Origin of the sequence: Actinomadura sp. DC4 (genome assembly GCF_030406325.1) — a bacterium.
GTDB lineage: Bacteria > Actinomycetota > Actinomycetes > Streptosporangiales > Streptosporangiaceae > Actinoallomurus.
Map to the genome: position 1 here is coordinate 137,131 of NZ_JAUEQY010000019.1, position 13,686 is coordinate 150,816.

The window sequence follows — 13,686 nt, forward strand, 5'->3', positions numbered from 1 at the left end:
GTGGTGTTCTCCAGATTCGAAATGGTGAGCGGACGGACGCCGGGTGGGGACCTGCGAACACCGCTCGGAAGGACACGGGGCGCCCGGGCTTGAGAGGGTCCCTGGCTGACCGTGATTCCAGCGTGCCATTCTGCCAGACGATCGCGGTGAAGTCGCAATCGATCAACCTCACGCGACCGCTTTCGGCAGTGACCGGCCGACGAACACGTCGATCACGGCACGATCAGCGGCTATTCGGCTATTTCCCCTTCTTCGGGTTCTGCAGCTTGGACAGGTCGGGCATCTGGAAGCCCGGGGGCAACTGCCCCGGGACTCCCCCGCCCAGACCCGGAGGCAGCCCCTGCGGCACGGCGTCCTGCTTCGGGCCGCCGCCCCGGCCGCCCTCCTGGGCGCGCTTGCGCGGGTCGCCGCTGCGCTGCTTGCCCTTCTTGTTCTTCTTTCCGGACGGCTTGACCGCCTTACGGCGAGTGCCGGGCATGCCCGGAATTCCCATTCCCCCGGCCATCTGGCGCATCATCTTCTGCGCGTCGAAGAAGCGGGTGACGAGGTTGTTGACCTCGGTCACGCTCACTCCGGAACCCTTCGCGATGCGGGCCCGGCGCGAGCCGTTGATCATCTTCGGGTTGCGCCGCTCGTCGGGCGTCATCGAGTTGATGATGCCGCCGACCCGGTCGAGGTCACGGTCGTCGATGTCGTCGATCTGGCCGCGCATCTGCCCCATGCCGGGCATCATGCCGAGGAGGTTCTTGATCGGCCCGAGCTTGCGGATCATCTGCATCTGCTCGAGGAAGTCCTCGAGGGTGAAGTCCTCACCCGAGGTGAACTTCGAGGTGATGCGGTCGGCCTGCTCGGCGTCGAACGCCTTCTCGGCCTGCTCGATCAGGGTGAGGATGTCACCCATGTCGAGGATGCGGCCCGCCATCCGGTCGGGGTGGAAGACGTCGAAGTCCTCGAGCTTCTCACCCGTGGACGCGAACATGATCGGGCGGCCGGTGATGTGGCGCACGGACAGCGCGGCGCCACCGCGCGCGTCGCCGTCGAGCTTGGTGAGCACGACGCCGTCGAAGCCCACGCCGTCGACGAAGGCCTGCGCGGTCGTGACCGCGTCCTGACCGATCATGGCGTCGACGACGAACAGGATCTCGTCCGGGTTCACCGCGTCGCGGATGTCGGCGGCCTGCCGCATCATCTCTTCGTCGATGCCCAACCGGCCGGCGGTGTCGATGATGACCACGTCGTGCTGCGCGTGACGCGCGTGCTCGATCGAGCGCCGGGCCACCTCCACCGGGTCGCCCACGCCGTTGCCGGGCTCGGGGGCGTACACCGGGGTGGCGGCGCGCTCGCCGAGCACCTGGAGCTGCTGCACCGCGTTGGGACGCTGCAGGTCGGCCGCGACGAGCAGCGGCGCGTGGCCCTCGTTCTTGAGCCAGCGCGAGAGCTTGCCGGCGAGCGTCGTCTTACCCGAGCCCTGAAGACCCGCCAGCATGATGACGGTGGGCGGGCTCTTGGCGAACCGCACCCTGCGCGTCTCGCCGCCGAGGATGTTGATGAGCTCGTCATTGACGATCTTGACGACCTGCTGAGCGGGGTTGAGCGCCTGCGACACCTCCGCGCCGGCGGCCCGCTCTTTGATCTGCGCGATGAAGTCCTTGACGACGGGCAGCGCCACGTCGGCCTCGAGGAGCGCGATGCGGATCTCGCGCGCCGTGGCGTTGATGTCCGCCTCGGACAGCTTGCCTTTGCTGCGCAGCGAGGAGAAGACCGTAGTCAGCCGGTCGGAAAGCGTCTCGAACACGTGTCTGGCCAGTCCTAGGAGCTTCGGGGATCGACCTCCCACACTATCCGCTCGGCGGCCTTTGGGTATCGACTCGCGCACCGGCGATCGCCACCGTCACCGCCCGTGCCCCCGCGGCTACCAGAGAGGGCGGATCGGGGGCGAGCCGGCCTCGACCACGAAGGCGGACAGGCTTTCGCGGAGGGTGGTCAGTTTCTCGGGGCCGACCAGCGTGGCCCAGCGGTGCTCGATGTCGGCCCACAGGGCCACGACCCGCTCGATGCAGGCCCACCCCCGCGGGGTCAGGACGACCACTCGCGCGCGGCGGTCGCCCGGGTGCGGGCGGCGGTCGACGTAGCCGCGTTTGTCCAGCTCGTCGACCAGTTGCACGGCGGCCTGTTTCGTGACGCCCAGGTGCTCGCCCAGCTCGACCGCTGTCGCGCCGCCGCGTACGGACAGGTACTGGAACACGAAACCGTGCGCGGGACGCACGTCGGAGAAGCCCTCCTCGGCCAGCCGGGTGTGCACCTCCTCCATGACCGCGTGGAAGGCCATGCCCAGCAGTCCCGGAATCTCCCCGCCCATCAGCCCTCCAGAAATAAAGACAAGACGCTTGACCATATGGACAAGCTGCTTTACCTTCGAGAAAACATCGTCAAGCAAGTTGACCATATCGAGAGAAGAGAGACGTCACATGCCCGTCAGCACGATCGCGGGAGCGAAGAAGATCGAGTTCCACGGGCTGACCGCCCGCCCGATCGCGGTTCCCAGCCGCGGCACGGCCGAGCTGGCCATCTGGCACCTCGACGTGGACCCGGGCGTCCGCGGCGAGGAGCACACCGTCGACCACGAGGAGGTGTTCGTCATCAAGGCCGGCCGGCTGCGCGGGACCCTCGGCGGCGAGCCGTGTGAGGCCGGCCCGGGCGATGCCCTGATCGTGCCGCCCGGGGTGCCGTTCGCGCTGGGCAACGACGGGGACGAGACGGCGAGCGCGGTGGTCTGCACGTCGGCGGGCGTGCGCGCGAACCTGAACGGCGCCACCATCGTCCCGCCCTGGTCGGAGTAGGCGGCCCCGACCCCGAGAGGCCAGGGCCGCCGGGGCCTCACGAGTGGTACAGCACCGCGGTCGGTGCGGCCGGGGTCAGGCTCGCCGGGGTCGCGCCGGACAGGAACGACTGCTGCGGCTGGTCGTCGCCGCCGAGGAAGAACGCCCGGTTGACCCCCTGCACGTTGATCGTCGAACCCGGGTCCACGCCCGTGGTCGGCACCCGGATCGCAGTGATCTCCTCGATGTCCGACGGCGCGGTCCCCGGAGGGAGCTGCACCGTCGTGGCCGCGGGCAGGTCGCGCTGGATCGAGCGGTCGGCGAACAGGTGGTCCGACCGGTACACCGCCGGGTCGCCCTTGAGGCGTACGCCGACGGACAGGCCGACCCAGTCGAGCGGGCCGTTCGGCGGGTTCACGGTCGTTTTGCGGACGACCAGGTAGAGGTAGTCGCGCGGGTCGGCGATGGAGGTCGTGGACGACGTCGGCGGGTCCGCCTGCACCTTGCCCTCGCGGCGCGACTCGGCGTCGGAGACCCAGTACGTCCACGGGTTGCGGTCCATGACCTGCTCGCGGGCCTCGGCCGAGGCGTCCAGCGTCGCCGACGCCGACAGGAAGAACCGCATCGGGTCATCGACCGTGTCGCAGATGTTGTTGTTGAGCGTGCAGGTCTGCATCAGCGGGTGGTCGCCCTCATAGGTTCCGGCGAACGGCTGCGTGACGTGGTTCGGCGCCTGGATGACGGCGGTGCCGGGCACGCGGCGGCCTGAGGCGTCGACCTCGACCTGGTAGATCCACTCGATGTCGGTCGTACGGCCCCAGCGCGCCATGAGCTGGGGCGTCGACGTGCCGCCGTCCTCGTTGCTCCAGATGTAGGAGTAGGTGAGCAAGCGGTGCCCGGGAAGGGCGGCGGGGACGTCCTCGTGCCAGGCGACCAACGGCGTGTCGGTGAAGGCGTTCTGGAAGGCGCCGCCCGAGTCGGCCCCGTTTCGGCCGTACAGCACCGGCGCGTGCCGGAGATCCGTGTACGCGCGCCCACCGCCCACCGTACGGACCGCGGTGCGGGTCACCGTCACCCGCCGGCCGCCGGACCGGTCGGCGGCGAGGCGCAGCGACAGCCGGTGGCGGCCCGCCCTCAGGTGCCCGAGCGCGAACTCCCGGGTGATCGGGAACGCCGCCGGGACCACGTCGTCGGTGGCGTACCGGCCGTCGACGTACAGCGACAGGACCGCCGACTCATGTCCCCTGACCGCCCACGACACGCCGGGCGCGGCGGCCGTCACGTCGACCAGGGCCTCGCCCGTACGGGCGGTACGGAAGGTGATCGTCCGGTCGTGGCCTCGGTCGACGACCGTGGTGCCCGCCGTCGCGGCGGGCACGACCGAAAGGCCGGCGGCCGCGACTCCTCCCAGCACGGCGGTACGGGCGAGCAGGATTCTTCGCACAGGGGCCTCCCAGGGCAGCGTGGACGCAAGAAGCGTCACCGCCCCCAGGGACACCGTCAACGATCGCGACGGCAGTTTTCCCGATCTTCACTGGCCGGTCTGTGCCAGGTCAGCGAACGACGTCAAGGATGCCCGCGCGGATCGAGGCCCGCAGGTGCTCGTCGGTGACCGGGCGCCCGTCGGCATCGACCACGTAGAAGACGTCGACCGCCTCGGCGCCCAGCGTCTCGACTCGCGCCGCACGCACCTGCATGCCGAACGAGCCGAGCACGTGCCCGATGCGCCAGAGCAGGCCGGGCCGGTCGTGCGCGCGTACCTCCACGACGGTCGCGGTCTCCGACGCGTCATCGATCATGGTGACGCGCGGCGGGGGCACCGGCACGCCCTTGCGCGGACGGTGCGACCGCGCCCGTCGTTCGAGGCGCTTGGCCACGTCGAGGCGCCCGGCGAGCACCCGGCGCAGGTCGACCTCCAGCGCGGCCGGGTCGGGGCCCGAGCCGTACTCGGGCACCGCCATGAACTCCAGCAGCGCGGTCTCCCCCTGGGCGCCGGCGCGCGCGCCGCGCACGACCAGGCGGTGGAGCGCGAGCACCCCGGCGGCCTGCCAGAGCAATCCGGGCCGGTCGGGCACGACGATCGTGATCTGGGACCCGACGACGCGTACGGCGCCGCCGCCGTGCCGGGCGAGCGCGAGCTGGTCCGCGGTCGGCTCGGGCGCGACGGGCGGCGGGTCTCCGGCGAGCACGGCGGCCACGCGGCGGGCGAGCTCGGCGACGAGCCCGGCCTTCCACGAACCCCACGCGGCGGGCCCGGTGGCCTGCCCGTCGGCGATCGCGAGGGCGGCGAGCGTCTCCAGCACGACGGGGTCGCCGACCGCCTGGGCCACCGTCTCGATCGTGACCGGGTCGTGGAGGTCGCGGCGCGTCGCGGTCTCGGGCAGCAGCAGGTGGAGGCGTACGACGGCCTCCAGGACGCGTACGTCGTCCTGGTCGAAACCGAGGCGTTCCCCCAGGTCGTGCGCCATGACGGCGCCGGTCTTGGAGTGGTCGCCCGGCCAGCCCTTCCCGATGTCGTGCAGCAGCGCGCCGACGAGCAGCAGGTCGGGACGTGCGACGTCGCGGGTGTGGGCGGCGGCGCGCGTCGCGGTCTCCACGAGGTGACGGTCGACGGTGAAGGTGTGCACGGGGTTGCGCTGCGGGCGGTTGCGCACGCGCTCCCAGTCGGGCATGAGCCGTTCGATCAGCCCGACCTGGTCGAGCGCCTCCCACACGCCGATCGCCGGCGCGCCCGCGCCGAGCAGGGTCACCAGCGCGTCGCGCGCCTCCGGCGGCCACGGCACCGGCATCGGCGGCGTCTCGCGGGCCAGCCGTTCGACGGTGGAGATCGCCAGCGGCAGCCCCGCCTGGGCGGCCGCCGCGGCGGCGCGCAGCACGAGCGAGGGGTCCTTGGCGGCGTTCGCGCCGAGGGCGAGCACCACCTCGGAGTCGTGCTCGACCACGCCGTCGGCGAGCGGCCGGCGTACAGGCCGTCCGGGCGGGGAGCAGAAGCGGTCGACCGTCCGCCACAGGTGGTCGGCGGCGAACGTGATGGTGCGGGCGGCCTCGACGACGCTGCGCAGCAGCACCTCCGCGTCCAGCAGGCCGAGCGCCTCGGCCACCGCCTCCTGCTCCTGGAGCACGAGCCGGTCGGCCGCGCGGCCGGTGGTCTCGTGCAGGGCGTGGCGGACGTCGAGGAGCAGGCCGTAGGCCTCCTTGACCCGGTCGGTCGCGGCCGGGGCGACCCACGCGGCGGCGACCGCCTGGATCGCGTGCACGTCGCGGAGCCCGCCGCGCGCGTCCTTCAGGTCGGGTTCGAGCAGGAACGCCAGCTCGCCGTCGTCGGCCCAGCGGCGGCGGGTCATCTCCCGCAGCTCGGGCAGGCGGCGCCGCGAGTCGGCACGCCAGTCGGCGAGCACCGCCTCGCGGAGTTCGCGCGTCAGGTCCGGGTCGCCGGCCACGTGACGTGCGGAGATCAGGCCGAGGGCGGCCTTGAGGTCCTCGCGGGCGACCGCGCGGCCCTCCTCGGGCGTGCGCACCGAGTGGTCGAGGCGCAGCCCGGAGTCCCAGATGGGGTACCAGACCCGGTCGGCGAGGGCGGCGACGTCCGGCCGGGCGCGGTGGACCAGGACCAGGTCGAGGTCGCCGCCCGGGGTGAGCTCCCGGCGCCCGTGGCTGCCGACCGCGAGCAGCGCCACGTCCGGCTCGGCGCCGAGCAGCCGCGCCAGCCTCCGGTCGAGGTCGTCCGCGCGTTCCTCCCGCGCGGTCCGCAGCCGCGTGCGCGCCACCTCATGCGCGGCCGGTCCGGACACGGCGGAGCCCGGCTGGGCCAACGCCTCAGCCGGGCCGTGCCCTCCCCCGATCGTGTTCGTCACTCTTAGAGTGCTTCCGGGCCGGTCTCACCGGTACGGACGCGCACCACGGTGTCGACCGGGACCGACCAGACCTTGCCGTCCCCGATCTTGCCGGTCTGCGCCGCCTTCACGATCACATCGACGATGTCCTCGGCGTCCTCGTCGTCGACGAGGACCTCGACACGGAGCTTGGGTACGAGGTCGACCTTGTACTCCGCGCCCCGGTACACCTCGGTGTGGCCGCGCTGGCGGCCGTATCCGCTGGCCTCGCTGACCGTCAGGCCGTTCACGCCGAAGGTCTCCAGCGCCGCCTTGACGTCATCGAGCTTGAACGGCTTGATGACCGCCGTCACGAGTTTCATGCCTCCGCCTCCACCTTCGTGTCTCCCGTGGGCTGACCGCCGTTGTCGCCCTTCAACGCGGCCAGGATGCCCGACCCGCCGCCCGAGGCGCTGTGCGAGGTGCCGAATTCGTACGCGGACTCCGCGTGGACGGCGAGGTCGATGCCCGACGCCTCGTCCTCGTCGGTGATGCGCAGACCCATGATCTTGTCCAGGACCTTGCCGATGATCCAGGTGAGGACGAACGAGTAGACGGCGACCATCACCACGCCGATGCACTGCTTGCCGAGCTGGCTCAGGCCGCCGCCGTAGAACAGGCCGGCCGGTCCGTCGCCCTTGGCCGGCGTGAGGATGCCGGTCACGGTCGGGGTGGCCAGGAAGCCGATGAGCAGGGCGCCCGCCGCGCCACCGACCGCGTGCACGCCGACGACGTCGAGCGAGTCGTCGAAACCGAACTTGGACTTCATGCCGACCGCGACGGAGCAGAGCGCGCCGGCGATGAGGCCGACGATGATCGCGCCGACCGGGTTCACCGAGGCACAGGCCGGGGTGATCGCGACAAGACCGGCGACCGCGCCGGAGGCCATGCCCAGAGCGGTGGACTTGCCGTAGCGGATCTTCTCCATGATGACCCACGCCAGTGCCGCCGCGGCCGTGGCGACCTGGGTGTTCATGAAGGCGACCGAGGCCTGGCCGTTGGCGGCCAGGGCCGAGCCGGCGTTGAAGCCGAACCAGCCGAACCACAGCAGGCCGGCGCCGAGCAGGACGAACGGGACGTTGTGGGGACGCATCGGCTCCTTGGGCCAGCCGATGCGCTTGCCGACCACGAGTGCCATCGCCAGACCCGCCATACCGGCGTTCAGGTGGACCGCGGTACCGCCGGCGAAGTCGAGCGCGCCGATGTGGTCGGCGAGGAAGCCACCGTCCTTGGTCGTCGTCAGGTCACCGAAGAAGAAGACCCAGTGGGCGACCGGGAAGTAGACGACCGTGGTCCAGATGGCCACGAAGGCGCACCAGCCGCCGAACTTCACGCGGTCGGCGATGGCGCCACTGATCAATGCGGGGGTGATGATGGCGAACATCAGCTGGAACGAGGCGAAGGCCAGTTCGGGCGACGTGCCGGACGCCGAGATGAGCGTGTCCTTCAGGCCGACCCTGCCGAATCCGCCGATGAAGCCATGGTTCCCGACGTCCTTGGCGAACGCGAGAGAGTAGCCGTAGAGGACCCAGAGCACGCTGACGATGCCGATAGTGGCGAAGTTCATCATCAACATGTTCAGGACGCTCTTCGACCGGGTCATACCGCCGTAGAAGAACGCGAGGCCCGGGGTCATGAGGAGCACGAGAGCAGAGCTCGCCAGCAGCCAGGCGGTGTCGCCTGAATTCATTAGTTTGAGAACGTCCGGCGGCATGCGGCGTCCCTTCGGTGAGGTGGTCGATACTGCTCAGGAGCTTCGAGCAGCGCGATTTCACCTACGGGGCATGAGTGTTTCGTCGGTGTGAAACCATGCCGGATCGTGTTTCAGGCATGTTTCACCTTGGATGCCGGGTTTAACGGCCGCTTCGGCGCCCGCATACAGTGAGTTACCTGGTCCGTCCAGGTCGCCCTGGTCCGCCGGCGGGGCGTCGGCAGGATGTCATGTGATGGCGGTGGCGACGAACATCTCAGGCCGGTGGCAGGCCCCTGGTCTTCCGGCGGATCTCACGAGCTTTGTCGGGCGTCGGCGGGAGATCGCCGATGTCAGGCACCTGCTGTCCCGGTCACGGCTCGTGACGCTGACCGGCGTCGGCGGCGTGGGCAAGACCCGGCTCGCCTACCGGGTCACCGCCGAGATACGCCGGACGTTCCCGGACGGCGTCTGGCTGATCGAACTCGCCGAGCTCGAGGACCCCTCGCTGCTCGCCGACACGATCGCCGGGGCCCTGGGCGTCCAGGAGCACTCCTCCCGGCCCTCGATGGACGCCCTGGTCGACCACCTGCGCGAGCGCACGGCCCTGATCGTCCTGGACAACTGCGAGCACCTTCTGCGCGAGTGCGCCGCGCTGGTCGGCACCCTGCTGCGCGGCGCCCCCGGCGTGCGCGTCCTCACCACGAGCCGCGAGGTGCTGGGCATCGCCGGGGAGCAGACGCTGGCCGTGCCCCCGCTGTCCCTGCCCTCCTGCGGCGTCGGACGGCCGTCCGACGCGTCCTTCGCCCGGTACGACGCGGTCCGCCTGTTCGCCGAGCGGGCCGAGGCCGTCCTGCCGGACTTCGCGATCACCGGGGACAACCGCGCCGCCGTCGAGGCGATCTGCCGCCGTCTCGACGGCATCCCGCTGGCGATCGAGCTCGCCGCCGTACGGCTGCGGGTGCTGTCCGTACAGCAGCTTCTGGACCGGCTGGATGACCGGTTCCGGCTGCTCGACAACGGCTCGCAGGCGGTCCTGCCACGGCACCGGACGCTCCGTGCGCTGATCGACTGGAGCCATTCCCTCTGCACCCGGCAGGAGCGGCTGCTGTGGGCGCGCGCCTCGGTGTTCTCCGGCGGCCTCGACCTGGATGCGGCCGAGGCGGTCTGCGCCGGGGAGGGCATCGCCCGCGAGGACGTGCTCGACCTCGTGGCGGCGATGGTCAACAAGTCGATCCTTGTCCGGGAGGAGCACCCGCACGGGATCCGATACCGCCTGCTGGAGACGATGCGGCAGTACGGCCGCGAGCGCCTCGCCGAGTCCGGTGAGGAGGCGGAGACGCAGAGACGGCACCGTGACTTCTACCGCGGGCTGTGCGACGAGGTGCGCACCGGGCTGTTCGGCCCGGTGGAGGTGGACCTGCTGACCCGGCTGAAGCTGGAGAACGCCAACCTGCGCACGGCGCTGGACTACTGCTTCGCCACCCCTGCCGAGGCCGCCTGCGGCGTGCGAATGGCCGCGGACCTCCTCTACCACTGGCTCACCGGCCACCTGCGCGAGGGACGCCGACGGCTGGACCAGGGGCTGGCCGCCGACCGCGAGCCGAGCCCCGGCCGCGCCCGCGGCCTCGTGGTCGGCAGCTGGCTGGCCGTCGCGCAGGGTGAGATCGACGCCGCCGTCGCGATGCTGGACGAGAGCCACCGGATCGGCGAGGAGCTCGACGACGACCGGGTCCGCGCGGACGTCGTCCTGCACCGCGGGCTGATCGCCCTGGACGGAGACGAGGTCGACGCGGCGGTCGAGCTCTGCGGAGAGGCGGTCGCCCGGCACCGCCGTACGGGCGATCCGGCCGGTCTCGCGCTGGCCCTCATGTGGCTCAACGCCGGGCTTACGCTCCGCGGCGACCTGAGCGGCGCGCTCGCCGCCGGCGAGGAGGGCATCGCCCTGTGCGAGGCCCACGGGGAGGGCCTGCACCGGGCGTACCTCATGACCATGGTCGGCGTCACGTTCTGGCGACAGGGCGACACCGGGCGTGCCTCCGCGCTGGCCAGGGAGAGCCTGGACTTCAGTCGTTCGCTCGGCAACCCGCGCGGGATCGGGATCAACCTCGCTCTCCTGGCCTGGATCGCCGCCGCCGACGGCGACCACGAGCGGGCCGCGCGGCTGCTGGGCGTGCTCAGGACCTTCGCCCAGGCGCCCGGCGCGCGGCGCGCGATCGGCGCGCCGGTCTCCGGATACCGGCACCTCCTGCGGTTCCAGGGCGCGTGCGAGGCCGGCGTCCACCGCGTCCTCGGCGCGTCCGGCGCCGAGGTCGCGATCAAGTGGGGGGCCGCCCTCAGCGCCGACGAGGCGGTCGCCTACGCGCTGCGGGACGAGCTGCCGGACGAGGTCGGCCACGGCCGCCGGGCGTCGCTGACCCGGCGGGAGACCGAGGTGGCGCGGCTCATCGCCCAGGGCCTGAGCAACAAGCAGATCGCGGCCAAGCTCGTGATCTCCCAGCGGACCGTCGAGGGCCACGTCGAACACGTCCTCGGCAAGCTCGGCTTCGGCTCCCGCACCCAGATCGCGGTCTGGACCCGGGAACAGGACGGCGGCTCCGCCGTCTGAGACCGCCGGAGCGGGCCTGCGTACAGTTGAGTTGTCCGGTTCGTGCAGGTCAGCCCCATTTTCCGTGGCCGCGGCGGTGTCTGCGTATGACGATCAAGACGGGCGACTATGCCCCGTGGCACAGGCACGGGCTGCCCGCCGAGGTGACCAGCTTCGTCGGCCGCCGCCGGGAGGTGGCCGACGTCAAGGCCATGCTCGGCAGGGCCCGGCTGGTGACGCTGACCGGCGTGGGCGGGGTGGGCAAGACGCGGCTGGCCTACCGTGCCGCCGCGGACCTGCTGCGCGCCTTCCCGGACGGCGTGTGGCTGGTCGAGCTGGCCGGGATCGAGCATCCCGGCTGTCTCGTGCCCGCACTCGCCGAGACCTTCTGCATCCAGCGTGACTCCAACCGGCCGATCATGGACTCCCTGGCCGACCACCTGCGGGAGATGCGGGCGCTGCTCATCCTGGACAACTGTGAGCACGTCGTGCAGGAGTGCGCCTCGCTGGCCCAGACGCTGCTGCGCGCCGCTCCCCCGCTGCGGATCCTGGCCACCAGCCGCCAGGTGCTCGGCACCCCGGGCGAGCAGACGTTCGTGGTGCCGGCGCTGGCCCTGCCGCAGTCCGGTCCGCTGCCGATCGCGTCGTTCGCCGAGTACGACGCGGTCCGGCTGTTCGCCGAGCGGGCGCAGGCGGTGCTGCCCGGCTTCACCGTGACGGAGGAGAACCAGGAGGCCATCGAGCGGATCTGCCGCCGTCTGGACGGCATCCCCCTGGCGATCGAGCTCGCCGCCGTACGGCTGCGGGCCCTGTCCGTCGGGCAGCTCCTCGACCGCCTGGACGACCGGTTCCGCCTGCTCGAGTGGGGGTCGCGCACGGAGCCGCCGCGGCACCGGACGCTCTGGGCGCTGATCGACTGGAGCCACGCCCTGTGCACTCCCCAGGAGCGGTCGCTGTGGGCGCGCGCCTCGGTGTTCGTCGGCGGCATGGACCTGGAGGCGGCCGAGGCGGTCTGCTCCGGCGAGGGCATCGCCCGCGAGGAGGTCCTGAACCTGGTGACCGGGCTCGTGGACAAGTCGGTGCTCCTGCGGGAGGACCATCCCCGGCGGATCCGCTACCGGCTGCCGGACTCCCTGCGGGAGTACGGCCGGAGCCGGCTCGCCGCGACCGGCGAGGAGGCCGCCGTACGGGACGGGTACCTCGCGTTCTACCGGCGCCTGTGCGCCGACACGCGCGCCCGGCTGTTCGGGCCCTCCCAGGAGGTGCTGTTCGCCCGGCTGAAGCTGGAGAGCACCAACCTGCGCTCGGTCATGGACCAGTGCCTCTCCGACTCACGAAGGGTCGCGGACGGCCTCGCCATGGCCGCCGACCTGCGCAACCACTGGATCACCGGCCACCTCAGCGAGGGCGCCCGGCAGCTCGAGAAGGGCCTGGCCCTCTATCCCACGCCCGACGTGACGCGGGCGCGGGCCCTCGTGGTCAGCGGTCTGCTCACCACGCTCGAAGGCCGGCCGGGCCCGGCCGTCGAGCTGCTCGACGAGGCCGGCGAGATCGCGGCCCGGCTGGACCGCCCCGAGATCGTCGCCGACGTCGCGCTCCACCGCGGGCTGGCCGCCCTCGCGTGGAGTGAGGCCGAGGCCGCGGTCGCGTGCTGTGAGGACGCGGTCCGGCGTTTCCGCGCGGTCGGCGAGCTCATGGGCCTCGCGCGGGCGCTCATGTGGCTCACCGCCGCGTACACCCTCCGCGGCGACCTGTGGGCCGCGGCGGCCACCGCCGAGGAGGGCATCGCACTGTGCGAGGCGTGCGGCGACGACCTGATCCGCACCTACCAGGTGACGATGCTCGCCATCGTGCTCTGGCGGGCGGGTGAGACCGGGCGGGCCCGAGAGCTGGCCAAGGAGAGCCTGGACGTCAACCGGGCGCTGGGGAACCCGCGCGGGATCGGGTTCGGCCTCGCGGTCCTCGTCTGGATCGCCGCCACCGACGGCGAGTACGACCGCGCCGCCCGGCTGCTGGGCATCTTGGACACCTTCTCCCAGCGGCCGCGGGCGCGCCCGGCGATCGGGGCGCTGGTGGCCGGCTACCGGCACCTGCACGGCTACCACGACAGGTCGGCGGCCGAGACCCGCCACGCCCTCGGCGACACGGCCTTCGAGGCCGAGCTCCGGTGGAGCGACCGGCTCGACGTCGGCCAGGCGCTCGCGTACGCGATGGAGGAGACGGATGTGACGGACGAGCCATGGCGGCCCACCTCGCTCACCCCGCGCGAGACCGAGGTGGCCCGGCTCGTCGCCCAGGGGATGAGCAACAAGGAGATCGCCGCCCAACTCGTGATCTCCCAGCGCACCGCCGAGGGACACGTGGAGCACATCCTCGCCAAACTGGGGTTCGCCTCACGCACGCAGATCGCGCTGTGGGCCGAGCCGGACGCTCGCCAGGGGCCGGCACGCGAGTCGCGTGCCGGCCCCGGCGGTCCTCGCGGCGGCTGAGACTGCGTCGCCACGAGGACGGCGTCGCGACAGGGGGGCGACGCCGCCGCGCAGGCACCGGCTAGGGGACGCGGTGCCACGCGGGGCGGGAGAAACCGGAGATACGAGAGAGCGCTCCTCCCAGCCGGAACTACCGTGTCCGGCAAAGCGCCCTCGTCAACGAGCATGGCCTACGGGGCGGTCCCGAGACACGGGGGAAAATACCCGTAAGGCTACGTATTTCACCTGG

Annotated in this window: 9 protein-coding genes; 3 read left to right on the top strand and 6 right to left on the bottom strand. The window is 71.8% G+C overall.

The features are described from left to right. Positions 1-238: 238 nt before the first annotated feature. Positions 239-1,795 (bottom strand): signal recognition particle protein, encoded by a 1,557-nt coding sequence (ffh, locus tag QWU11_RS28785; RefSeq protein ID WP_290117579.1) that lies wholly within the window; start codon positions 1,793-1,795, stop codon positions 239-241. 117 nt (positions 1,796-1,912) lie between these two features. Continuing rightward, complete coding sequence (locus QWU11_RS28790) at positions 1,913-2,395, bottom strand: MarR family winged helix-turn-helix transcriptional regulator (protein ID WP_290117580.1); 483 nt, start codon at positions 2,393-2,395, stop codon at positions 1,913-1,915. 73 nt (positions 2,396-2,468) lie between these two features. On the opposite strand from QWU11_RS28790, the gene QWU11_RS28795 reads away from it, so the two are divergent. Further along, positions 2,469-2,840, top strand: coding sequence for a cupin domain-containing protein (locus QWU11_RS28795; RefSeq protein WP_290117581.1), 372 nt, complete (start codon positions 2,469-2,471; stop codon positions 2,838-2,840). 37 nt (positions 2,841-2,877) lie between these two features. Here QWU11_RS28795 and QWU11_RS28800 read toward each other — a convergent pair whose 3' ends face one another. The 4 genes from QWU11_RS28800 to QWU11_RS28815 form a co-directional block, all read right to left on the bottom strand. Beyond that, on the bottom strand, positions 2,878-4,263 hold the full coding sequence (locus tag QWU11_RS28800) for a hypothetical protein (protein WP_290117582.1): 1,386 nt from the start codon (positions 4,261-4,263) through the stop codon (positions 2,878-2,880). A 109-nt stretch (positions 4,264-4,372) separates the two neighbouring features. Next, positions 4,373-6,673 carry a [protein-PII] uridylyltransferase gene (locus QWU11_RS28805; protein WP_290117583.1) on the bottom strand — a complete coding sequence of 767 codons (2,301 nt, stop codon included), beginning with the start codon at positions 6,671-6,673 and terminating at the stop codon, positions 4,373-4,375. Between the two features lie 2 nt (positions 6,674-6,675). Beyond that, on the bottom strand, positions 6,676-7,014 hold the full coding sequence (locus tag QWU11_RS28810) for a P-II family nitrogen regulator (RefSeq protein WP_290117584.1): 339 nt from the start codon (positions 7,012-7,014) through the stop codon (positions 6,676-6,678). Beyond that, positions 7,011-8,381: an ammonium transporter gene (locus QWU11_RS28815; protein WP_290117585.1), complete on the bottom strand. Its 1,371-nt coding sequence runs from the start codon at positions 8,379-8,381 to the stop codon at positions 7,011-7,013. The genes QWU11_RS28810 and QWU11_RS28815 overlap by 4 nt, the downstream gene beginning before the upstream one ends. A gap of 256 nt (positions 8,382-8,637) precedes the next feature. Here QWU11_RS28815 and QWU11_RS28820 point away from each other — a divergent pair, with 256 nt between their 5' ends. Further along, positions 8,638-10,989 (top strand): LuxR C-terminal-related transcriptional regulator, encoded by a 2,352-nt coding sequence (locus QWU11_RS28820; protein ID WP_290117586.1) that lies wholly within the window; start codon positions 8,638-8,640, stop codon positions 10,987-10,989. Between the two features lie 86 nt (positions 10,990-11,075). Continuing rightward, positions 11,076-13,457, top strand: a complete 2,382-nt coding sequence (locus QWU11_RS28825) for a LuxR C-terminal-related transcriptional regulator (RefSeq protein WP_290117587.1) — start codon at positions 11,076-11,078, stop codon at positions 13,455-13,457. Positions 13,458-13,686: the final 229 nt, after the last annotated feature.